We start from the raw sequence: 21511 nt of genomic DNA on the forward strand, positions 1-21511 counted from the left end.
TTTCCTTTCCGGGTGCCTTTCGACCTGTGGGGCGAAATTGGCGCGGCTCTTGCTCTTGCCAGTATGAGGGTTCTTGATAAACGTCATACTGCGGGATGGGGCGGATGGAGCAAGCGGTGAGGCGGACTTTGCGGGCGATCGAATCCGGCACGCTGGTGCTGTTCGGCGGGCTCGTCGCCGCCAACATCGCGGCATGGGCCTGGGCCTTCGCCCTGTTCGGCGACCGGCCGACGGTGCTGGCGACTGCGCTGCTGGCCTGGGTGTTCGGTCTGCGCCACGCTGTCGATGCCGATCACATCGCCGCCATCGACAATGTCGTGCGCAAGCTGATGCAGACAGGTGGCGCGCCGCAGAGCGCGGGCCTCTATTTTGCGCTCGGCCATTCGACAATTGTCGTGGTCGCCACCATATTGCTTGCGCTCGGCGTAGTGAGCCTTGGCGGCGATAGCCTGCTCAGGGAGATCGGCGGCCTGATCGGCACATCGGTGTCGGCGCTGTTCCTGCTCGTGATCGCGGCCATCAATCTCGTCATCTTCGCCGGCCTGTGGCGGACGTTTCGCGCTGCACGGGAGCAGGGTGTTCACGACGCCGAAGGGCTCGAGAGGCTGCTCGCCAATCGCGGCGTCCTCGCGCGACTGCTCGGGCCGCTGTTCCGCCTGGTCACAAGACCCTGGCACATGTATCCGCTCGGATTCCTGTTCGGCCTCGGCTTCGACACGGCGACCGAGATCGGCCTGCTCAGCATCTCCGCGACCGAAGCCGCGCGCGGCGCTTCGGTCGCGGACATCCTGGTTTTCCCTGCGCTGTTCGCGGCCGGCATGGCGCTGGTCGACACTGCCGACTCCGCGCTGATGGTGAGCGCCTATCGATGGGCGTTCGTCGATCCCCTGCGGAAGCTCTGGTACAACCTCACGATCACGGGCGCCTCCGTGGCGGTCGCGCTGCTCATCGGCGGCATCGAGGCGCTCGGCCTGGCCGCCGAACGGCTCGGCCTGTCGGGGACTATGTGGACGCTGGTCGACGGCCTCAACGAGTCGCTCGCCAATGTCGGCTTCGCCGTGATCGCGCTGTTTGCGATCGCCTGGCTCGTCTCGGTTGTGCTCTATCGTCGCATCTTCGAGAGCGGCCCGCAGCAGGGCGCAACGAAAGCTCTGGAATGCGCCGATGCGACCGAAGCGGCGTGAGCCGGGTCGCGGCGGCGCGCTGACGGTACTCTCGGCCCTGGTGCTGCTCGCCGACGACGGCCACGCCCTGGCGCAGAGCAGTCCAGCCTCACGCGAGCTGCCGCCCATCGAGATTGGTGGCAGCGAAACGCCGGCCCGAAAGAAGCTGGTTGCATCGCGCCGCACCGGCAAGCCGCCCGCGGCCGGCCACCGCATCCTTGTGTATCCAGCGGCGGCGCAGGGCTCGGATGTCCGCAGCGCTGCCTCGGGTGCAAAGAGCCAGCCCAGCATGGCCAGCGAGATCACCATCCCGGGCGAAGAGCTCAACGCCCGCCCTTTCACGCGGCCGGGGGAAGCGCTTGAAGCGGTGCCGGGTCTCATCGTGACGCAGCATTCCGGTGAGGGCAAAGCCAACCAGTATTTCCTGCGCGGCTACAATCTCGACCATGGGACCGACCTCGCCATCAGCGTTGACGGCGTCCCCGTCAACATGCGCACCCATGGGCACGGCCAGGGCTATGCCGATCTCAACTGGCTGATCCCGGAAACCATCGCGGCGGTGGATGTGCGCAAGGGTCCTTATTTCGCCGACGAGGGCGATTTCGCCTCGGTTGGCAGCGTCCATATCGGTCTGATCGACCGCACCAAGGGACTGGCGCAGGTCACCGCCGGCAGCTTCGGCTACCGCCGCCTGCTCGGCATGGACTCCGCCAAGGTCGGCGACGGCACGCTGCTCGTGGCCGGCGAGATCGGCACCTACAACGGTCCGTGGGACAATCTGGACAATGTGCGAAAGCTCAACGGTCTCGTGCGCTACAGCCAGGGCACCGCGACCGACGGCGTGTCCGTCACCGGCATGGCCTACACGAACGCATGGAATTCGACCGATCAGGTGCCGCAGCGCGCAATCAGAGCTGGCTTGCTCGACCGGTTCGGTTCGGAAGACCCCAGCGACGGCGGCAACGCCAACCGTTTTGCATTGTCGGGCCGCATTGCGCAAACCGACGAGCTCGGCTCGTGGCGAGCCAACGCCTATGTGGTGAAGAGCCAGCTCGATCTCTTCAACAACTTCACTTACTTCCTCAGTGATCCCGTGCTCGGCGATCAGTTTCACCAGCACGACGATCGCCTGATGGCCGGCGCCAATGTCTCGCGCACGCTGAACGGTTCGTTTGCCGGCCTGCCGATGCAGACCATTATCGGCCTGCAATCGCGCTATGATGCGATCGACCTCGCGCTCACCAACACCTTCCAGCGCGGCTTCCTCTCCAACGTCCGCAGCGACAAGGCCGGCGAGGGCAGCGTCGGCCTCTATGCCGAGAACACGGTGCGCTGGACCGACTGGCTCAGAACGACGGTGGGCTGGCGCGGCGACTATTATGCCGCTGACGTCACGTCGCGGTTCAATGCCAACAATTCCGGCCGCGCCGACGCCGCGCTCGGCAGCCCGAAATTCAGGATGGTGCTGGGTCCGTTCAGCCAAACCGAGTTCTTCCTCGGCGCCGGCTACGGCATGCACTCCAACGACGCCCGCGGCGCGACCACGACCGAGGACCCCAGCGATCCCGCGACCAAGCTCACGCCATCGCCGCTCCTGGTGCGGACCAAGGGCGCGGAGGTCGGCGTGCGCAGCAGGGTCGTTCCCGGCCTGGACACCTCGCTCAGCGTCTTCATCCTGGATCAGGATTCCGAGATCCTGTTCGCAGGCGATGCCGGCGACACGTCGGCGACGCGCGCCAGCCGCCGCTACGGCTTTGAATGGACCAACCATTATCGGCCGAGATCGTGGATCGACATCGATGCCGATCTCGCCATGACCCATGCGCGCTTCCGCGGCTACGACAGCGAGCAGGCCGAGGTCTATGCCTCGCTCGCCGGCTATCCCGAGGCGCAGCTCGGCAACGCACCCGGCAATTACATTCCGAACGCGCCGGCGATGGTGGCGTCAGCCGGCGTCACGCTGGGCGAGAAGACCGGCTGGTTCGGAACCTTGCGCTGGCGCTATCTGGCGTCGAGCCCGCTGACGGAGGACAACGCGTTCCGCTCCTCGGCGACCAGCATCTTCAACGGCCGTCTCGGCTATCGCATCGACAACGGCTGGCGCCTCCAGCTTGACGTGCTCAATCTTTTCAACACGAAGGCGAACCAGATCACCTATGCCTATGGCTCGCTGCTCAAGACCGATACGCTCTACAACCTCTGCACATCAGGCACCGCGCCGACTTCAGTCTGTCAGAACGGCGTGATGGACTATGTGCTGCATCCCGTGGAGCCGTTGACGTTCCGGGTTACCATCGCCGGGGCGTTCTAGGTTTGCTCGGGTCGCGGCTGTTTCCGCCATCCGGGATTGCTGGAACATGGGTGTGTTGTGGTAGTGAACGGCCAGATGGCGGCACGTCGCGGCCTGAGAGTGCAGCAGGGGACCGCCGATGAACCGTGACCTCGATCTCGCCGAGTTTGAATTGCATCCGCAACGCGGTGCGGTGCTGGCCGAGGTGCATGCTCGCCCTTTCACCCGGCTGACGGCGCCGGTCACTGTGCTCCGCTTTGCCTTTCTCGGCCAGGGCGAAGTCGCGGCGGCGGACCGGCAGGCGTTCGTGGCATTCTGCATCTCGCACGGGCAGGCGCCGCCGGACGCAGGGACCAAGCATCACCAGGTGACGATCGATGCCACCCAGCTCCGCTGGGAGCAGCATTCGGAGTTCAGCACCTTCACCTGGATCCTGGGCGGCTCCGAGGCGCCCGCTCGCCGGTTCGGCGAGATCGGAGAAGAGCCCGCCGCGCTGATCCGGTCGCTGCGGCAGTCCGGGCAATTGCTGGTGGCGGTCAAGCTCGAGGTCGAGCAGACCTCGGCGGCCCTGGAGCGTGCGCAGCAGCTGTTCGAAAGAGGCAGCCTCGCCATCGCCGCGGTCCGCAGCGGACCTGCGGTCGTCGCATCCGACTTTCGCACCGACGATCAGGGCTTCGTCCGTATCCTCGTCTGCAACGACGGCTTGTCGCCGGGTCGGCTCGGCGCCCTCGTGCAGCGCGTGCTTGAGATCGAGACCTATCGCACGCTGGCGCTGCTCGGTCTGCCCGCTGCGCTCGAGCTTGCGCCCTCCGTCGATCATATCGGCCGGCGCCTCGTCGAAGTGCTCGAGGAGATGCAGCGCGCCGAAGACCTCAAGCTCAACAATCATCTCTTGACGGAACTGACCGCATTGGCGGCTTCGCTCGAGAAGGGCGCGGCCGGCAGCCTGTTTCGGTTCGGCGCCAGCCGGGCCTACAACGAGATCGTGCAGGCTCGCCTCGCCGTGATCGAAGGCGGCGAGATCGCGGGCTATCCGACCTGGTCCTCCTTCCTCGCCCGCCGCATGGCACCCGCCATGCGCACCTGTGCGACGATGGAGGACCGGCAGGCCGACCTGTCGATCAAGCTTGCGCGCGCGGCCGACCTGCTGCGGACACGCGTCGACGTCGAGCTCGAGGAGCAGAACCGCGATCTGCTGCGCTCGATGAACGACCGCACCCGGTTGCAATTGAGGCTGCAGAGCACGGTCGAAGGCTTGTCGGTGGCGGCCATCGGCTACTACGTCGTCAGCCTGTTCGGCTATCTCGCCAAGGGCGCCCATGACGGCGGTCTGCATGTCGAGCCTTCGCTGGCAACCGCGATCTTCGTGCCGATTGCCGTGGCGGTGATCTGGATCGTCACCCGCAATATCCGCAGGCGGCACTTGAAGCATGACGAAATATCCGGCGCCCACGACTGAGGCGCAAACGAGCCCCTTGCGCTTCGCCGACGAGCGGTTGAAGCTGGGGCGAGCAGGAGACGTCAGATGAGCCGATCCGATGCAATGACCAACGTGCTCTGGCTGCAGGGCGCCAGTTGCGGCGGCTGCACCATGTCGATCCTCGAAAGCGGCGCCTCGGGCTGGTTCGACGAGCTCCGGCAGTTCGGCGTCAATCTGCTGTGGCATCCGTCCGTCAGCGAGGAGACCGGCGAGGAGGCGGTCGACATCCTGCAGTCCGTGCTCGAAGGCAGGGTGCGGCTCGACCTTCTCCTGCTGGAAGGGTCCGTCGCCCGTGGACCGAACGACACCGGCCGCTTCAACATGCTCGCGGGCACCAACCGTTCCATCTACCGCTGGATGTTGGATCTCGCGCCGCACGCCGGCTATGTGATCGCGGTCGGAAGTTGCGCGGCCTATGGCGGCGTGCCGGCCGCAGGATCGAATCCGACCGATGCCGTCGGCCTGCAGTTCGAGGGAACTGATAGCGGCGGCGCGCTGGGGGCGGCGTTCCGCTCGCGGCTCGGCCTTCCCGTCATCAATGTTGCGGGCTGTGCGCCGCATCCGGGCTGGATGATGGAAACCATTTTGGCACTGACCGCCAGGGATATCGCAGCGAGCGATCTTGACGGATACGGGCGGCCGAAATTCGTCGCCAATCATCTGGCCCATCATGGCTGCTCTCGCAACGAGTTCTACGAGTTCAAGGCAAGTGCCGAGACCATGTCGGAGCGCGGCTGCCTGATGGAGCATCTCGGCTGCAAGGCGACGCAAGCGGTGGGCGATTGCAACCAGCGCTCCTGGAACGGCGGCGGCTCCTGCACCAAGGGCGGTTATGCCTGCATCGCCTGCACGTCCCCGGGATTCGAGGGAGCCCAGAACTTCCTGGCGACCGCGAAGCTTGCAGGCATTCCGGTCGGCTTGCCGACCGACATGCCGAAGGCCTGGTTCGTTGCGCTCGCCGCGCTGTCGAAATCCGCAACGCCGCGGCGCGTGCGGCTCAACGCAACTGCCGATCATGTCGTTGTGCCGCCGGGCCGCACGACGACCAAGACCAAGCCATGACCCGGATCACGATCGGGCCGTTCAACCGCGTCGAGGGCGATCTCGAAGTCCGTCTCGACGTCGAGAGCGGCCGCGTCATGCGTGCCGAAGTGACGGCGCCGCTCTACCGCGGGTTCGAGCAGATTTTGGAGGGCCGTCCCCCGCTCGACGCGCTGGCGCTGGCGCCGCGGATCTGCGGCATCTGCTCGGTGTCGCAATCGGTCGCCGCAGCCGCGGCCCTGCGCGAGGCCATGGCCATCGAGGCTGCGCCCAATGGACTGCTCTCCACCAACATCGCGCATGCCGCGGAGAACGCGGCCGACCATCTGACTCATTTCTACATCTTCTTCATGCCGGATTTTGCCCGCGAGGCCTATGCCGGCCATGACTGGCACGAGGCCACGCGCGAGCGCTTTGCCGCGACCCGCGGCAGCGCGGCCCGCGACGCCCTGCCGGCGCGGGCGCGGCTGCTCGAGACCATGGGCATCATCGCCGGGAAATGGCCGCACAGCCTCGCGTTCCAGCCCGGTGGCACGACACGTGCGATCGATCTCGGCGAGCGCGTCCGGCTGCTGTCGATCACGACGGCGTTCCGGAGCTTCCTCGAGCGTATCGTCTTTGCGGATTCGCTGGAGAATGTGCTGACGATTGCCAGCGCCGACGAACTGGATCGCTGGCGTGACGGCCGTGGCGGCGACTTTGCCCATTTCCTGCGGCTTGCGGACAGCCTCGCGCTGAGCGCGCTCGGCAAGGGCACGGGCCTGATGATGAGCTACGGCGCCTATCACGGCAGCGACGGCGAGCTGTTTCCGCGCGGCCTGTTCGGCCCGCGCGCCGCGATCGAGCCGCTGCCGTTGACGCAGATCACGGAAGACGTCTCGCATGCCTGGATGCGGGAGTCCTCCGTTGATCCCGCCCATAGCAGCACGGTCCCGGATCCCGACAAGCCGGCCGCCTATAGCTGGTGCAAGGCCCCGCGGCTGTCCGGTCAGCCGATCGAGGTCGGTGCCATCGCGCGCCAGACCGTGGCAGGGCAGGCGCTGATTGCGGATCTCGTATCGGTCAGCGGGACCAATGTACGCAACCGCGTGATCGCGCGGCTGATCGAAACCGCGCGCATCGCGCTCGCCATGGAGCAGTGGACGCGCGCGCTCCGTCTGTCGGAGCCGTTCTGCCACAATTCCCGCGACATCCCCAACGGCAGCTATGTCGGACTGGTCGAGGCCGCGCGCGGCAGTCTCGGGCACTGGATGGCGGTACGAGACGGCAGGATCGAACGCTACCAGATCATCGCACCGACGACCTGGAATTTTTCACCCCGCGATTCCTTCGACGTTGGCGGACCGCTGGAGCAGGCGCTGGTCGGCACCGATGTCGGTGATGCCGGCGCGCGCGCGGTTGCGATCCAGCACATCGTGCGTTCGTTCGATCCCTGCATGGTGTGCACCGCGCACTGACCGGAAACTTCGTTGCCGAGTGCAAATCGAATTGTTTCCGCTTCTCTGATTTTGTCGTGCCCGCCCGTCCTCCATCACAGCGATTCAAATACGTAACGTTCTGGAATCTCTCTACATTTGAATCGCTCCAGGCTGTTGGCCTGCTTCTTGCTGTCCTTGGCGTCATCGAAAAGTCAAAGCCGACGGCGGGAGGATTCATGGGCACGGCGACGGAAACGTTTTACAGCGTGATCAGGCGGCAAGGCATCACGCGTCGGAGCTTTCACAAGTTCTGCAGCCTGACGGCGACGAGCCTCGGGCTCGGGCCGCTGGCGGCGAGCCGCATCGCGAACGCGCTCGAAACCAAGCCGCGCGTACCCGTCATCTGGATGCACGGGCTCGAATGCACCTGCTGCTCGGAGAGCTTCATCCGCTCCGCCCACCCGCTGGTGAAGGATGCGGTGCTGTCGATGATCTCGCTCGACTACGACGATACCATCATGGCGGCGGCGGGCCACCAGGCGGAAGCCATTCTCGATGAGACCCGCGCCAAGCACAAAGGCCAGTACATCCTTGCGGTGGAAGGCAATCCGCCGCTGAACGAAGGCGGCATGTTCTGCATCGACGGCGGCAAGCCGTTCGTCGAGAAGCTGAAGTTGATGGCCGAGGACGCGATGGCGATCATCGCCTGGGGCGCCTGCGCGTCCTGGGGCTGCGTGCAGGCGGCAAAGCCGAATCCCACGCAAGCGACGCCGATCGACAAGGTGATCACCAACAAGCCGATCATCAAGGTGCCCGGATGTCCCCCGATCGCCGAGGTGATGACCGGCGTCGTCACCTTCATCACCACCTTCGGCAAATTGCCCGAGCTCGACCGCCAGGGCCGGCCGAAGATGTTCTACTCGCAGCGCATTCACGACAAATGCTACCGCCGCCCGCATTTCGATGCCGGCCAGTTCGTCGAGGAATGGGACGACGAGGCCGCGCGCAAGGGCTACTGCCTCTACAAGATGGGCTGCAAGGGCCCGACCACCTACAACGCCTGCTCGACCGTGCGCTGGAACGGCGGCGTCTCGTTCCCGATCCAGTCCGGTCACGGCTGCATCGGCTGCTCGGAGGACGGCTTCTGGGACAAGGGCTCGTTCTACGACCGTCTCACCACCATCAAGCAATTCGGCATCGAGAAGAACGCCGATCAGATCGGCATGGTGGCAGCCGGCGCAGTCGGTGCCGCGGTGGCCGCGCATGCGGCAGTGACGGCGGTGAAGCGGCTCGCGTCGAAGCGCGAAGACGTCGACCACAACGGCTGAGCAAAGAGACAGATCAGGGTAGGGCAATTATGGGCATCCAGACTCCCAACGGCTTCAATCTCGACAATTCCGGCAAGCGCATCGTCGTCGACCCCGTGACCCGTATCGAAGGTCACATGCGGGTCGAGGTCAACGTCGACGCCGACAACGTCATCCGCAACGCGGTCTCGACCGGCACGATGTGGCGCGGCATCGAGGTGATCCTGAAGAACCGCGACCCGCGCGACGCCTGGGCGTTCACCGAGCGGATCTGCGGCGTCTGCACCGGCACGCACGCGCTGACATCGGTGCGCGCGGTGGAGAATGCGCTCGGAATCGCCATTCCGGAGAACGCCAACTCGATCCGCAACCTGATGCAGCTCGCCCTCCAGGTGCACGACCACATCGTTCATTTCTATCACCTTCACGCGCTGGACTGGGTCGATGTCGTCTCCGCGCTCTCGGCCGACCCGCGCGCGACCTCGACGTTGGCGCAGTCCATTTCGAGCTGGCCGCTGTCCTCGCCTGGCTACTTCAAGGATCTGCAGACCCGGTTGAAGAAGTTCGTCGAGTCCGGGCAATTGGGACCGTTCAAGAACGGCTACTGGGGAAGCAAGGCCTACAGGCTGCCGCCCGAGGCCAACCTGATGGCGGTGGCGCACTACCTCGAGGCGCTCGATTTCCAGAAGGAGATCGTCAAGATCCACACCGTTTTCGGCGGCAAGAATCCGCACCCGAACTGGCTCGTGGGTGGCGTGCCCTGTCCGATCAACGTCGACGGCACCGGCGCCGTCGGCGCCATCAACATGGAACGGTTGAACCTGATCTCCTCGATCATCGATCGTCTGATCGAGTTCAACGAAATGGTCTATCTTCCCGACGTGGCGGCGATCGGCTCGTTCTACAAGGACTGGCTGTACGGCGGCGGCCTTTCGGGCAAGAGTGTGCTCAGCTATGGCGACGTGCCCGAGCATGCCAACGACTATTCCGCCAAGAGCCTGAAGCTGCCGCGCGGCGCCATCATCAACGGCAATCTGTCGGAGGTGTTTCCGGTCGATCTCGCCAATCCGGACGAGATCCAGGAGTTCGTGGTGCACTCCTGGTACAAATATCCTGATGAGACCAGGGGCCTGCATCCCTGGGACGGCGTCACCGAGCCGAACTACGTGCTGGGCGCCAATGCCAAGGGCACCAAGACTGCGATCGAGCAGCTCGACGAGGCCGGAAAATATTCGTGGATCAAGGCGCCGCGCTGGAAGGGACACGCCATGGAGGTCGGTCCCCTGGCGCGCTGGATCGTCGGCTACGCGCAGAACAAGGCCGAGTTCAAGGATCCCGTCGACAAGTTCCTGAAGGATCTGAACCTGCCGACGTCGGCGCTGTTCTCGACGCTCGGCCGCACCGCGGCCCGCGCGCTCGAATCGGTCTGGGCCGGCCGCCAGATGCGCTACTTCCAGGACAAGCTCGTCGCCAACATCAAGGCCGGCGACTCTTCGACCGCCAATGTCGACAAATGGAAGCCGGAGAGCTGGCCCAAGGAGGCCAAGGGCGTCGGGTTCACCGAGGCGCCGCGCGGCGCGCTCGCGCACTGGATCAAGATCAAGGACACCAAGATCGACAATTACCAGTGCGTGGTGCCGACCACCTGGAACGGCTCGCCGCGCGATCCCAAGGGCAATATCGGAGCCTTCGAGGCGTCGTTGATGAATACGCCGATGGTCAATCCGGAGCAGCCCCTGGAGATCCTGCGCACGATCCACTCCTTCGATCCGTGCCTTGCCTGTTCGACTCACGTCATGAGCCCGGACGGCCAGGAACTCGCCAAGGTCAAGGTCAGGTAGGAGGAAGCCATGATGGACGCCATTGCTCCCGGCTCGGACACAAGGCCGGACCTCGCGGCGCTCGCAGCCGATGCTTCCGGAGAACGGGCGGTGGGTCGACCCACCGTCTATGTCTACGAAGCGCCGGTGCGGATCTGCCACTGGGTGAACGCGTTCTCGATTCTCGTGCTGATGGTGACCGGTTACTTGATTGGAGCGCCGCTGCCGACGGTCGCAGGCGAGGCGTCCGACAACTTCGTGATGGGCTACATCCGCTTCGCCCATTTCGCCGCCGGACAAGTGCTCGCGGTCTTCTTCCTCACGCGTATCCTGTGGGCCTTCGTCGGCAATCACCACTCCCGGCAGATCTTCTACATTCCGGTTCATCGCAAGCAATTCTGGAAGGAAGTGCTGCATGAGATCCGCTGGTACGCGTTTCTCGAGCGGGAGCCGAAGATGTATGTCGGCCACAACCCGTTGGCGCAAACCGCGATGTTCACGGGGTTCACGCTGTTCGTGGCCTTCATGATCGTCACCGGCTTTGCGCTCTATTCGGAAGGCACGGGGATCGACAGCTGGCAGCACAAGCTGTTCGGCTGGGTGTTCGCGATCTGGCCGAACAGCCAGGACGTTCACACATGGCACCATCTGGGCATGTGGGCGCTGGTCGTGTTCGTGATGGTGCACATCTATGCGGCGATCCGCGAGGACATCATGTCGCGCCAGAGCATCATCTCCTCGATGGTCTCCGGCGAGCGGCAATTCCGCGATTGAAAACGGGAACCTGACCGATGCCGACATCTTCGCAACGCGACCGCATCCTGGTGCTCGGCATCGGCAACATCCTGTGGGCCGACGAAGGCTTTGGCGTGCGCACGGTGGAGGAGTTCCACCGTCGCTACGCCGTGCCTGACAACGTCACCATCCTCGACGGCGGTACCCAGGGTCTCTACCTCGTGAACTATCTGGAAGAGGCCGACCGCCTGATCGTGTTCGACGCCATCGATTATGGCCTCGCGCCCGGCGAACTGAAGCTGGTGCGCGACGACGAGGTGCCGCGTTTCACCGGCGCCAAGAAAATGAGCCTGCATCAGACCGGCTTCCAGGAAGTGATCAGTGCAGCCGACCTGCTCGGCAGATGCCCGAAGCATCTCGTGCTGATCGGTTGCCAGCCGCTCGATCTCGAAGACTGGGGCGGGCCGCTGACGCTACCGGTGCGCGACCAGATCGCGCCCGCGATTGATCTCGCCTGCCGGATATTGGCCGAGTGGGGCGTCACGGTGAGCCGCCGCGGCGTGCCGTTGGCGGACACCGAGCGGTTGCTCGCCAATGACATCGACCACGCCAATTACGAGATGCGGCCGGCCTGACCGGCTGACCTTTTGGAGCAAGCGCGATGTGCCTCGGCCTACCCATGACGATCGTCGAGACTGACGGAACGTCAGCGCTGTGCGAATTTCGTGGCGGGCAGCGGCGCGTCTCCATGCTGCTGCTCTCCAATCCGCCAGTCGGCGCACATGTGCTCGTCTATATCGATACCGCGATCCGGCTTCTGGATGAGGAAGAGGCGCGCCTGATCGGGGCTGCGATCGACGGGCTTGGCGCCGCGCTCGATGGCGAGGATTGCGACCGCTTCTTCGCCGATTTGATCGACCGCGAGCCGCAGCTGCCCGCTCATCTCCGGTCGGAATAAGCGAACCTCCTCCAACAGTGACCGCCGCGCCGTCGCCGGATCGGCCGCGCCGGGGCCGAGGCGCTGGCTGGAAGTCGTCTTTCCATCTGTAAAGATAGATTCCGTCCAGATTGGAAAGTATCTTATCGTAGCTGGATGCGTTGTTCCGAGCATTTGAAAATCAATGATCTAAATCAATGAGATAGCTCTCAAGAACTGCTGGACTGTCCTGGCATGTGCCTTGCTAATCCTGTCCCGAGCAAAATCATAAGCTTGTCAGGGGAGGTCTGATGGAATTCCAGGTGGCGAAGCAGGATCTGACGCGGCACGGCCTGACCGAGGTCAATGCCGCGACGGTCGATCGTTTTCTTGGCGCGGCCGATGAGGCCGGCGCGGTCGCGGTGCTGCTGTCGGCAGGCGATCCCAACCGTTTCCCCGAGGCGATCGACGTCGCCGTGGTGTTGCCGGAGTTGATCACCGCGTTCAACGGCCGGCTGCGCGGCGCGATCATTGCCCGCGGCGATGAGAGCGCGCTCGGCCAGCGCTTTGGCGTGCGGGTGCAGCCGACGCTGATCCTCGTCGCCAAGGGCGAGACCCTGGGTCTGATCGCCAAGATCCAGGACTGGTCGGTCTATATCGACCGCATCACCAAGCTGATCGACCGACCGCGCGGCCAGACCGCCGCGGTCGCCGTCACCATCGTTCCCCAGCATCGCGCGCAAGGTGTCGAGCTATGAAGGTCGGATTCTGGGATGCGCCCGAAGGCGCCGAGCAACCGGTCAGCGTGTTTCCGATCGGCGAGGAAAGTCTCAATGCATCGAAAGGCAGCCTGACGGCGGCCGGAGCGCTGGCAAAGCTTGCAACGCTCGACAGCGTGGAGCTTGCTGAGCGCTGCCCGAACGCGGTCGCGCTGCTCTCGAAGATCGCGCAAGCCATCGCGGGCCAGAAGGCCGATGCCCCCACCCAATTGTTCCGGCTCGCCAACCTCAACGAGCTCGAGAGCAAGCTCATAGCCGACGTGCTCGGCGAAGGCGAGGTCGGCGGGGTCGTCGCGCTGCCGGACGGATCGCTGGCCCAGATCCAGGAATCGGTCTTGGCGGGAATCTGGCGCGTGCGGCTCGAGACCGACGCTGCTTCCGAATATCTCGAACTCGGCGCCATCCCGGAGATCGTCAAGCGGGCCGCCGCCGATCTGACGTCCGCCGATTTCGAGATCGGGCCGGTGCCGGAAGGCGCCATGAACGTGCTGCCGGTGCTCGCCGAGATCCGCGAGCGCGCGCTGGCCTGGCGGCCCGGCATCCGCTCGCAGATCATCAATTTCACGCTGCTGCCGATGAGCCCGGTGGACATGAGCTTTTTGCAGGACACGATCCGCAACGGACCGATCCAGCTCGTGTCGCGCGGCTATGGCACCTGCCGGGTGCTGTCGACGGGCATCCGCAATGTCTGGTCGGTGCAGTTCTTCAACGCCATGGACACCATCATTCTCGATACGCTCGAGGTCGGCGGCGTGCCGACCGTGGCGCTGGCCGCGGACGAGGACTTCGAGGATTCCGCCGAGCGGCTGCAGGAAATCATCGAGGCCTATTTTAAATGAGCGCCTTCGAGAACTTCGGCGTGCGCCAGGACCTCACCGAGGCCACGCGGCTGGAATGCGGCATCTGCTGGACCGTCTATGATCCCGTCGACGGCGACGAGGTGGCCCAGATCGCGCCTGGCACGCCATTCGCGGCGCTGCCGGAGGAATGGCGCTGCCCGAACTGCGACGCTCCGAAATCCAAGTTCATGGCGATCGAAGCATGACGGGGACCGCGCCAGATCCCGATGCCGCGGACGCCGTCGCGTGGGGCGAGCTTCTGGCCGCAAGCTATCGGGACATCGGCGATCGCGCGATGCGCGATCTGCCGATCTACAACGATGCGCTCGGCGTCGAGGCGCTCGGTTTCCGCCGGTTCAACGGCACGATAATCGGCATCATGGTCACGCCATGGTTCATGAACGTCGTGATGCCGGCGGGCACCATGCGGGAGACGTCGGGCACGAGCTTGCGAATTCGTTTTCCCGCAGGCGACATTGAGTTCGCCCTCAGCGAGGTCGGGCAGATCGGGTCGATCGCGAGCTGCTCGCTGTTCTCGCCGATGTTCCAGTTCGCCGACATGGCTGCCGCGCGGGCGACGGCCGAAGCCGCGCTTGCCGAGCTGATGCTGCCTGATGACAGCGAGGAGGCGGTTCGCCGCCGCGAGCCCGCGACAACCCCGATCGATCGGCGTAGCTTCCTGCGCGGCACCTTGGCGGAGCGGCGCGGATGAACTTGGCGTTCCGCAACGAGATCGACATCACGGTGTGGCTTGCCGGCGGCACCATCGCCGACGTCGCGATCCAGCCGCGCAGCCGGCCGCCGCTGACGCGGTTGTTCGCGGGAAAGCAGGCCTCGTCCCTGCTTCCGGTGCTGCCGCGGCTGTTCTCGCTCTGCTCGGTCGCACATCAGGTGGCGTTCCTGTCGGCGGTCGAGGCGGCGCAAGGGCAGCAGGCGACGCCAGCTGCAGCGCGCAGCCGCGTCACGGCGGTCGTTGCCGAGCGGCTGACCGAATTGCTGCGCAGCCTGTTCGTCGGCCGGCTCGCGCTTGACGGCGCCAGCGCCGCCGCCGTGCGCGCCATGATGCAGGCGAGCACGGTCCTCGGCGGCGCCAGCGAAGGCGTGTCGGAGACCTTGCGGCGTGAGGCCGTGGCACAGATCAAGGCCGCGCTCGCAAGCCTGGGGATTGCCGGCGAAGGCGAGGCTGTTGCGCCGGGCAGCGCGCTCGCTGTCCATGTCGAACGCTGCGAGGGTGACGAATTGTCGCCGCCGTCGGTCGAGCAATCCTTCCTGACGGCGGCCGACGATCTCGACGTCGTTACACGTCTGCTTGCGGGTGGGGCCGCCTATTCCGACGCGCCGGAGCTCTGCGGTAAAATTCCGGAAACCGGTGTCTGGGCCCGGTGGGCGCGGCGCGGACCCGTTTTGCCGGCGGCGGGCTCGGCCGCGCGACTCCAGGCGCGCATCGCCGAGGTCGCGCGGCTCTGCGCCTGGCTCGAGCGCGGCGACGAGGAACTCGACGATGGCGTCGTCGCGAGCTATCGGCTCGCTGCGGGCAGGGGGGCCGCGGCGGTCGAATGTGCACGGGGCCGGCTCTACCACGCCGTCGTCCTCGACGAGGCGGACCGCATCGTCAATTTCGAGTTCCTGGCGCCGACCGAGTGGAATTTCCACGCCCGCGGACCGCTGGTCCGGAGCCTCAAGGGAGCGGTGCTGACTGCCGGCCGGCGCGGCCAGGACGCGGTGCGCGCACTGGTCGGCTCGTTCGACCCTTGTGTCGGATTCAATCTCGACTTCCGCGAGGTGGGCCATGCATGAGATGGCGCTCTGCGAAGGCATCATCGGCATCGTCGAGGAGGAGGCGCGCAAGCGTTCCTTCGCCAAGGTGAATGTGGTCTGCCTCGAGATCGGTGCGCTCAGCCACGTCGCGCCGGAGGCGATGAAATTCTGCTTCGAGGCCGTCGCCGCACAGACCATCGCGCGCGGCGCCAGGCTCGAGATCGTCGAGACCCCGGGAACGGCCTGGTGCATGGCCTGCTCCAGGAGCGTCGAGATCAAGCAGCGTTACGAGCCGTGCCCCTGCTGTGGCGGCTATCAATTGCAGGTGACGGGCGGGGAAGAGATGCGCGTAAGGGAACTGGAGGTCGACTGATGTGTACGGTCTGCGGCTGCGGCGACGGCAAGGCGTCTATCGAACACGCGCATGATCATCATCATGCTCATGCTCATGACCATGACCATGGTCACGGCGGGCACCATCATCATCACGGTCATGGGCACGGCCACGACCATGTTCACCCTCATCACCCTGACCACGCCAAGGACGAGGCGGGGGTGCTCGATTGCGGCGCCAATCCGGCCGGACAAGAGATCGCCGGCATGAGCAGCGAGCGCATCATCCAGGTCGAGCGCGACATTCTCGGCAAGAACGATCGGCTCGCCGCCGACAATCGCGCGCGCTTCCATGCCGACGAGGTGCTTGCCTTCAACCTGGTGTCGAGCCCGGGCGCCGGAAAGACCTCGCTGCTGGTTCGCGCGGTCTCGGAATTGAAGGATAGCTTCCCGATCGGCGTGATCGAGGGCGACCAGCAGACCTCCAACGATGCCGAACGTATCCGCGCCACCGGCGTGGCGGCGATCCAGGTCAACACCGGAAAAGGCTGTCATCTCGATGCCGCCATGGTCGGCCAGGCCTATGACCGGCTGCCCTGGCTGAACGGCGGCATCCTTTTCATCGAGAATGTCGGCAACCTCGTGTGCCCCGCGGCGTTCGATCTCGGCGAGGCCTGCAAGATCGTGGTGTTCTCGACCACCGAGGGCGAGGACAAGCCGCTGAAATATCCTGACATGTTCGCGGCGGCATCCTTGATGCTGATCAACAAGATCGATCTCGCGCCGGTGCTTGATTTCGACCTTGCCAGCACCGTCGAATATGCCCGGCGGGTCAACCCTGGCATCGAGGTGATGACGGTGTCGGCGCGCACGGGCGAGGGGTTTTCGGCGTTCTATGCCTGGATCCGCAAGCACCGGGCCAAGGCGAAGCGGGCCGAGATGGCCATGCAGGGATGACGATGGACGGTGGGACGAGCGCGCCCGAGGTGAGGAGACTGCGTCTGCACGTGCGCGGCGCGGTGCAGGGCGTCGGTTTTCGCCCCTATGTCTACGGCCTCGCTACGCGCTATCGTCTCGGCGGCTTCGTCGCCAACGATCCGCACGGGGTCATCATCGAGGTCGAGGGCGAGCGCGCCGCCGACTTCATCACGGCGCTGCCGCTGGAAAAGCCGCCGCTTGCCCGCATCGACGACATCTCGGTGCATCCGGTCGGGACGTTGGCGAGCGAGGGGTTCTGCATCCGCGCCAGCGAGCAGGGCAGGGTGTCGACCCGCATCGTTGCCGACGCTGCGACCTGCAAGGAATGCCTGCGCGAGCTGTTCGACCCGAGCAGCCGCTTTCATCGCTATCCCTTCATCAACTGCACCCATTGCGGCCCGCGCTACACCATCGCCGAGCGGCTGCCCTACGACCGTTCGGCCACGGCCATGAAGGGCTTTGCGATGTGCAGAGCCTGCGCTGACGACTATGCCAACCCCGACAGCCGCCGGTTCCATGCCGAGGCGATTGCCTGCCCGGCATGCGGCCCAAGGCTCAGCCATGAGATCGCGGACATTGCCGCAGCGATCGCCGGTGGCAGGATCGTCGCGATCAAGGGGCTCGGCGGCTATCAGCTGCTCTGCGATGCGCGCGATAACGAGGTCGTGCGGCGGCTGCGGCAGCGCAAGCAGCGCGACCAAAAGCCGTTTGCCGTCATGGTCGGTGCGGCGGACGCGGTTGCCGATCTCGCCGACGCCGAGACCGCCGAGCTTGCGCTGCTGGAGAGCTCTCCACGCCCCATCGTGCTGCTGAGATCGCGCGATCGGCTCGCGCCGGCCATCGCACCGAAGCTGTCGCGTCTCGGCGTCATGCTGCCGGTCGCGCCGCTCCATCACCTGATCTTCGCTGCACTGAATGCGGCGCATGCGCGGGCCGGCGAAAGCTGGGCCATCGTCGCCACCAGCGCCAATCCTGGCGGCGAGCCGCTCCTGATCGACAATCGGCAAGCCGAGCGACGCCTTGCCGGCATTGCCGACCTCGTCGTCACGCACGACCGCGACATCGTCACCCGTGCCGACGATTCCGTCGTGGCAATGGTCGCGGGCCGGACGCAATTCATCCGCCGCGCCCGCGGCTACGTGCCCGAGCCGGTTCGCCTCGCGCGGTCGGTGCCGCCGATCCTGGCGGTCGGCGGGGCCTTGAAAGCGACGGTGACGGTCACGCGCGGCAACGAGGCGTTCGTCTCCCAGCACATCGGCGACCTCGACACTGCGGCAGGCGTCCGCTTCTTCGAGGAGACGGTGGATCATTTGCTTTCAACGCTCGACATCGAGCCGGTCGTCGTTGCGCACGACCTGCATCCGAACATGGCCTCGACGCGCTTCGCCGAGGCCAGCGGCAAGCGGCTGATTGCGGTCCAGCACCACCACGCCCATGCGGCCTCCGTGATGGCCGAACGTGGCATCGCAGGACCGGCGCTGGCCCTGGTGCTCGACGGCTTCGGATACGGCAGCGACGGGGGCAACTGGGGCGGCGAGCTCCTCGCATGCGACGGCGCTACCTTCCGGCGGCTCGGACATCTGGCGCCGATGAAGATGCCGGGCGGCGACCGCGCCGCGCGCGAGCCCTGGCGCATGGGCGCGAGCGTGCTGCATGGCCTGGGACGCGGTGATGCGATCGCGACGCGGTTCGATGCGCAGCCGCAGGCCTCGCGCCTTGGCGCCGTGCTGGACCAACCCGGCGTGCCGACGACGACCAGCGCCGGCCGGCTGTTCGATGCGGCCGCGGGACTGTTGGGCCTCTGCCCGGTGCAGAGCTACGAGGGCGAAGCCGCGATGAAGCTGGAGGCGCTGGTGCGTACGCCGCGCATCGCGCAAGACGGTTGGGTAATCGAGCGCGGCGTGCTGTCCTTGGCTCCGCTGTTCGCGCGCCTGGCAACCGGGACCATCGATCCGGTCGAAGGCGCCGAATTGTTCCACGGCACGCTTGCCGCGGCCTGCGTCGACTGGATCGGCCGCGCGGCGCGCGCGACCGGCATCAGCACCGTCGCCTTGAGCGGCGGATGCTTCCTCAACGCGATCCTGTCGCGCGAGATCGAGCGCGGCTGCATCGCCGCCGGCCTCTCCCCGCTGCTGCCGCGCCAGATGCCGCCCAACGACGGCGGCCTCAGCCTGGGCCAGGCCTGGATTGCCGCGCTAGGACTCCTCGAACAGCAAGATCTGGAAGGAACCGCCTGATGTGTCTCGCGATACCCGCGGAGGTCACGAAACTCCTGCCCGACGAGATGGCCATCGTCTCGATCGACGGCGTCAGCAAGGAGATCTCGGTCGCCCTGATCGAGAACCTTGCGGTGGGGGACTACGTGATCATCCATGTCGGCTATGCCCTGACCAAGATCGATCCGGAAGAGGCGCGGCGCACGCTCGAATTGCTGCGCGAGCTGAGCCTCGAGGGACAGGGAGTGGCGCCATGAAATATGCCGACGAGTTTCGCGACAAGGAGATCGCACTGGGGCTCGCGAAGACGATTCGCGCGGAGACCCATCCGGGGCGGCCGTATCGCTTCATGGAGTTCTGCGGCGGCCACACGCACGCGATCTCGCGCTACGGCCTGGAAGACATGCTGCCGAGCAACGTGCGGATGATCCACGGACCCGGTTGCCCGGTCTGCGTGCTGCCGGCCGGGCGCATCGACATGGCGATCCGGCTTGCAGAGCGGAGCGAGGTGATCCTGTGCGTCTATGGCGATCTGATGCGCGTCCCCGGCTCGCAGGGCGCCTCGCTCCTGAAGGCGAAGGCACGGGGCGCCGACGTCCGCATGGTCTATTCCACGATCGACGCCGTCAGGATCGCGCAGGAAAACCCCGAGCGCGAAATCGTGTTCTTCGCCATCGGCTTCGAGACCACCACGCCGCCGACCGCGGTGATGATCCGGCTGGCCGAGAAGAAGCAGCTTTCGAACTTCAGCGTGTTCTGCAATCACGTGCTGACCCCGCCCGCCATGCAGAACATCCTGGAGAGTCCTGATATCCGCCACATCGGCCGCGTCGAGATCGACGGCTTCGTCGGGCCGGCGCATGTCTCGACCATCATCGGCACGGCGCCTTACGAGTTCTTCGCGGAAGAGTTCGGCAAGCCCGTGGTGATCTCGGGCTTCGAGCCGCTCGACATGATGCAGGCGATCCTGATGCTGGTGCGCCAGGTCAACGAGAACAGGCACGAGGTCGAGAACCAGTACAGCCGCGCGGTCACGCGCGACGGCAATCTGCGCGCCAAGGAGGAGGTCTCCGACATCTTCGAGCTGCGCGACCAGTTCGAATGGCGCGGACTCGGGCAGGTTCCCTATAGCGGGCTGAAGCTGAAGCGCGCTTACGCCAAATACGACGCCGAGGTCCGCTTCGGCATGAACGAGCTTTGCGTCGACGACAACCCGGCGTGCGAATGCGGCGCCATCCTGCGCGGCGTGAAGAAGCCGGTCGACTGCAAGCTGTTCGGCACCGTCTGCACCCCGGAGACGCCGATGGGATCCTGCATGGTCTCCTCGGAAGGCGCCTGTGCCGCCCATTGGACCTACGGCCGCTTCCGCGACCACCAGCAGAGGCGGGCGTCATGAAGGCCTATCAGCGCAAGCTCGATATCAGGAACGGCTGCGTCGACCTGTCCCACGGCTCGGGCGGCCGCGCCATGGCGCAGTTGATTTCGGGGCTGTTCCACGAGGCCTTCGGCAATGAATGGCTGGCGCGTGGCAACGACCAATCGGCCTTCGACGTCGGCGCCGGGCGCATGGTGATGACCACCGACGGCTACGTGGTCTCGCCGCTGTTCTTTCCCGGCGGCAATATCGGCTCGCTCGCGGTTCACGGCACGGTCAACGACATCGCCATGGCCGGTGCAAAGCCGCTTTATCTGTCGGCAAGCTTCATCATCGAGGAGGGATTTCGCTTCGCCGACCTCAAGACCATTGCGGACTCGATGGGGAAGGCGGCGCGCGCGGCCGGCGTTCACATCATTACAGGCGATACCAAGGTGGTCGAGCGCGGCAAGGCCGACGGCTTGTTCATCTCGACATCGGCGGTCGGGATTGTCCCCGACGGGCTCGATCTGTCGGCCGAGAACGCGCGCGTCGGCGATCGCGTCCTGATCTCAGGCACCTTGGGCGATCACGGCGTGGCGATCATGTCGAAGCGGCAGAATCTCGCCTTCGAGACCGAGATCGTGTCGGATTCGGCGGCGCTGAATGATCTCGTCGCCAGGATGGTCGAAGCCGGCGGCGCCGGTATCCGCCTGATGCGGGATCCCACCCGCGGCGGGCTCGCCGCGACGCTGAACGAGATCGCCCAGCAATCGAGGCTCGGCTTTCACCTCCGCGAGGAGGAGATCCCGGTCAAGCCGGGCGTGGCGGCGGCCTGCGAATTGCTCGGGCTCGATCCGCTCCATGTCGCCAACGAGGGCAAGCTGGTCGCGATCGTCGCGCCCGAAATCGCCGCTGCCGTGCTTGCCGCGATGCGGAGACATCCGCTCGGCCGCGATGCCGCCGACATCGGCGAAGCCGTCGCCGACGACCATCATTTCGTGCAGATGGCGACGAGCTTCGGCGGCGGGCGGATCGTCGACTGGTTGTCGGGCGAGCAATTGCCGCGGATTTGTTGAGGGAT

The 21511-nt window shown here is 65.6% G+C and carries 21 protein-coding genes; all 21 read left to right on the top strand.

The window, feature by feature from the left end; translation table 11 throughout:
- Window positions 1-104: 104 nt before the first annotated feature.
- On the top strand, window positions 105-1184 hold the full coding sequence (locus AC066S_RS07145; RefSeq protein WP_478269294.1) for a HoxN/HupN/NixA family nickel/cobalt transporter: 1080 nt from the start codon (window positions 105-107) through the stop codon (window positions 1182-1184).
- The gene (locus AC066S_RS07150) at window positions 1165-3474 is read left to right on the top strand and encodes a TonB-dependent receptor (RefSeq protein WP_478269295.1); all 2310 of its coding nucleotides are present in this window, start codon (window positions 1165-1167) and stop codon (window positions 3472-3474) included. Before AC066S_RS07145 ends, AC066S_RS07150 begins: the two co-directional genes overlap by 20 nt.
- Window positions 3475-3592: 118 nt before the next feature.
- On the top strand, window positions 3593-4912 hold the full coding sequence (locus AC066S_RS07155; protein WP_478269296.1) for a DUF3422 domain-containing protein: 1320 nt from the start codon (window positions 3593-3595) through the stop codon (window positions 4910-4912).
- Between the two features lie 66 nt (window positions 4913-4978).
- Complete coding sequence (locus AC066S_RS07160; protein ID WP_135163994.1) at window positions 4979-5995, top strand: NADH-quinone oxidoreductase subunit B family protein; 1017 nt, start codon at window positions 4979-4981, stop codon at window positions 5993-5995.
- Window positions 5992-7431, top strand: a complete 1440-nt coding sequence (locus AC066S_RS07165) for a nickel-dependent hydrogenase large subunit (RefSeq protein WP_478269297.1) — start codon at window positions 5992-5994, stop codon at window positions 7429-7431. The genes AC066S_RS07160 and AC066S_RS07165 overlap by 4 nt, the downstream gene beginning before the upstream one ends.
- 197 nt (window positions 7432-7628) lie before the next feature.
- A complete protein-coding gene (locus AC066S_RS07170; RefSeq protein WP_478269298.1) occupies window positions 7629-8720 on the top strand; it encodes a hydrogenase small subunit in 1092 nt (363 codons plus the stop codon).
- 29 nt (window positions 8721-8749) lie between these two features.
- Window positions 8750-10540 carry a nickel-dependent hydrogenase large subunit gene (locus AC066S_RS07175; RefSeq protein WP_478269299.1) on the top strand — a complete coding sequence of 597 codons (1791 nt, stop codon included), beginning with the start codon at window positions 8750-8752 and terminating at the stop codon, window positions 10538-10540.
- A 9-nt stretch (window positions 10541-10549) separates the two neighbouring features.
- Window positions 10550-11293 (top strand): Ni/Fe-hydrogenase, b-type cytochrome subunit, encoded by a 744-nt coding sequence (gene cybH / locus AC066S_RS07180; protein WP_135168302.1) that lies wholly within the window; start codon window positions 10550-10552, stop codon window positions 11291-11293.
- 17 nt (window positions 11294-11310) lie between these two features.
- Window positions 11311-11889, top strand: a complete 579-nt coding sequence (locus AC066S_RS07185) for a HyaD/HybD family hydrogenase maturation endopeptidase (RefSeq protein ID WP_478269300.1) — start codon at window positions 11311-11313, stop codon at window positions 11887-11889.
- A gap of 26 nt (window positions 11890-11915) precedes the next feature.
- Complete coding sequence (locus AC066S_RS07190) at window positions 11916-12212, top strand: HypC/HybG/HupF family hydrogenase formation chaperone (RefSeq protein ID WP_126255921.1); 297 nt, start codon at window positions 11916-11918, stop codon at window positions 12210-12212.
- A gap of 269 nt (window positions 12213-12481) precedes the next feature.
- A complete protein-coding gene (locus tag AC066S_RS07195) occupies window positions 12482-12928 on the top strand; it encodes a thioredoxin domain-containing protein (RefSeq protein ID WP_126255920.1) in 447 nt (148 codons plus the stop codon).
- Window positions 12925-13788, top strand: a complete 864-nt coding sequence (locus AC066S_RS07200; RefSeq protein WP_135168304.1) for a hydrogenase expression/formation protein — start codon at window positions 12925-12927, stop codon at window positions 13786-13788. The genes AC066S_RS07195 and AC066S_RS07200 overlap by 4 nt, the downstream gene beginning before the upstream one ends.
- Complete coding sequence (locus AC066S_RS07205) at window positions 13785-13994, top strand: rubredoxin (RefSeq protein WP_478269301.1); 210 nt, start codon at window positions 13785-13787, stop codon at window positions 13992-13994. Before AC066S_RS07200 ends, AC066S_RS07205 begins: the two co-directional genes overlap by 4 nt.
- Window positions 13991-14500, top strand: coding sequence for a [NiFe]-hydrogenase assembly chaperone HybE (gene hybE / locus AC066S_RS07210; RefSeq protein ID WP_478269302.1), 510 nt, complete (start codon window positions 13991-13993; stop codon window positions 14498-14500). The genes AC066S_RS07205 and hybE overlap by 4 nt, the downstream gene beginning before the upstream one ends.
- Window positions 14497-15585 (top strand): nickel-dependent hydrogenase large subunit, encoded by a 1089-nt coding sequence (locus tag AC066S_RS07215; protein ID WP_478269303.1) that lies wholly within the window; start codon window positions 14497-14499, stop codon window positions 15583-15585. Before hybE ends, AC066S_RS07215 begins: the two co-directional genes overlap by 4 nt.
- Window positions 15578-15919 (top strand): hydrogenase maturation nickel metallochaperone HypA, encoded by a 342-nt coding sequence (gene hypA, locus AC066S_RS07220; RefSeq protein ID WP_478269304.1) that lies wholly within the window; start codon window positions 15578-15580, stop codon window positions 15917-15919. Before AC066S_RS07215 ends, hypA begins: the two co-directional genes overlap by 8 nt.
- Entirely contained in the window at window positions 15919-16836 is a 918-nt protein-coding gene (gene hypB, locus AC066S_RS07225) for a hydrogenase nickel incorporation protein HypB (RefSeq protein ID WP_478269305.1), read from the top strand. Before hypA ends, hypB begins: the two co-directional genes overlap by 1 nt.
- The gene (hypF, locus tag AC066S_RS07230) at window positions 16833-19094 is read left to right on the top strand and encodes a carbamoyltransferase HypF (RefSeq protein ID WP_478269306.1); all 2262 of its coding nucleotides are present in this window, start codon (window positions 16833-16835) and stop codon (window positions 19092-19094) included. Before hypB ends, hypF begins: the two co-directional genes overlap by 4 nt.
- Window positions 19094-19330 (top strand): HypC/HybG/HupF family hydrogenase formation chaperone, encoded by a 237-nt coding sequence (locus tag AC066S_RS07235; protein ID WP_135168309.1) that lies wholly within the window; start codon window positions 19094-19096, stop codon window positions 19328-19330. Before hypF ends, AC066S_RS07235 begins: the two co-directional genes overlap by 1 nt.
- Entirely contained in the window at window positions 19327-20469 is a 1143-nt protein-coding gene (gene hypD / locus AC066S_RS07240) for a hydrogenase formation protein HypD (RefSeq protein ID WP_478269307.1), read from the top strand. The genes AC066S_RS07235 and hypD overlap by 4 nt, the downstream gene beginning before the upstream one ends.
- On the top strand, window positions 20466-21506 hold the full coding sequence (hypE, locus tag AC066S_RS07245) for a hydrogenase expression/formation protein HypE (RefSeq protein WP_478269308.1): 1041 nt from the start codon (window positions 20466-20468) through the stop codon (window positions 21504-21506). The genes hypD and hypE overlap by 4 nt, the downstream gene beginning before the upstream one ends.
- Window positions 21507-21511: the final 5 nt, after the last annotated feature.

The sequence above is a fragment of the Bradyrhizobium sp. CFUWI genome, assembly GCF_056429085.1.

Coding starts and splice junctions, on each gene's coding strand:
- hypB (WP_478269305.1), top strand. CDS start 15,919: ATGTGTACGGTCTGCGGCTGCGGCGACGGCAAGGCGTCTATCGAACAC.
- AC066S_RS07215 (WP_478269303.1), top strand. CDS start 14,497: ATGAACTTGGCGTTCCGCAACGAGATCGACATCACGGTGTGGCTTGCC.
- AC066S_RS07195 (WP_126255920.1), top strand. CDS start 12,482: ATGGAATTCCAGGTGGCGAAGCAGGATCTGACGCGGCACGGCCTGACC.
- AC066S_RS07150 (WP_478269295.1), top strand. CDS start 1,165: ATGCGACCGAAGCGGCGTGAGCCGGGTCGCGGCGGCGCGCTGACGGTA.
- AC066S_RS07175 (WP_478269299.1), top strand. CDS start 8,750: ATGGGCATCCAGACTCCCAACGGCTTCAATCTCGACAATTCCGGCAAG.
- hybE (WP_478269302.1), top strand. CDS start 13,991: ATGACGGGGACCGCGCCAGATCCCGATGCCGCGGACGCCGTCGCGTGG.
- AC066S_RS07160 (WP_135163994.1), top strand. CDS start 4,979: ATGAGCCGATCCGATGCAATGACCAACGTGCTCTGGCTGCAGGGCGCC.
- AC066S_RS07170 (WP_478269298.1), top strand. CDS start 7,629: ATGGGCACGGCGACGGAAACGTTTTACAGCGTGATCAGGCGGCAAGGC.
- hypE (WP_478269308.1), top strand. CDS start 20,466: ATGAAGGCCTATCAGCGCAAGCTCGATATCAGGAACGGCTGCGTCGAC.
- AC066S_RS07145 (WP_478269294.1), top strand. CDS start 105: ATGGAGCAAGCGGTGAGGCGGACTTTGCGGGCGATCGAATCCGGCACG.
- AC066S_RS07155 (WP_478269296.1), top strand. CDS start 3,593: ATGAACCGTGACCTCGATCTCGCCGAGTTTGAATTGCATCCGCAACGC.
- AC066S_RS07185 (WP_478269300.1), top strand. CDS start 11,311: ATGCCGACATCTTCGCAACGCGACCGCATCCTGGTGCTCGGCATCGGC.
- AC066S_RS07205 (WP_478269301.1), top strand. CDS start 13,785: ATGAGCGCCTTCGAGAACTTCGGCGTGCGCCAGGACCTCACCGAGGCC.
- hypF (WP_478269306.1), top strand. CDS start 16,833: ATGACGATGGACGGTGGGACGAGCGCGCCCGAGGTGAGGAGACTGCGT.
- hypD (WP_478269307.1), top strand. CDS start 19,327: ATGAAATATGCCGACGAGTTTCGCGACAAGGAGATCGCACTGGGGCTC.
- hypA (WP_478269304.1), top strand. CDS start 15,578: ATGCATGAGATGGCGCTCTGCGAAGGCATCATCGGCATCGTCGAGGAG.
- AC066S_RS07235 (WP_135168309.1), top strand. CDS start 19,094: ATGTGTCTCGCGATACCCGCGGAGGTCACGAAACTCCTGCCCGACGAG.
- AC066S_RS07165 (WP_478269297.1), top strand. CDS start 5,992: ATGACCCGGATCACGATCGGGCCGTTCAACCGCGTCGAGGGCGATCTC.
- cybH (WP_135168302.1), top strand. CDS start 10,550: ATGATGGACGCCATTGCTCCCGGCTCGGACACAAGGCCGGACCTCGCG.
- AC066S_RS07200 (WP_135168304.1), top strand. CDS start 12,925: ATGAAGGTCGGATTCTGGGATGCGCCCGAAGGCGCCGAGCAACCGGTC.
- AC066S_RS07190 (WP_126255921.1), top strand. CDS start 11,916: ATGTGCCTCGGCCTACCCATGACGATCGTCGAGACTGACGGAACGTCA.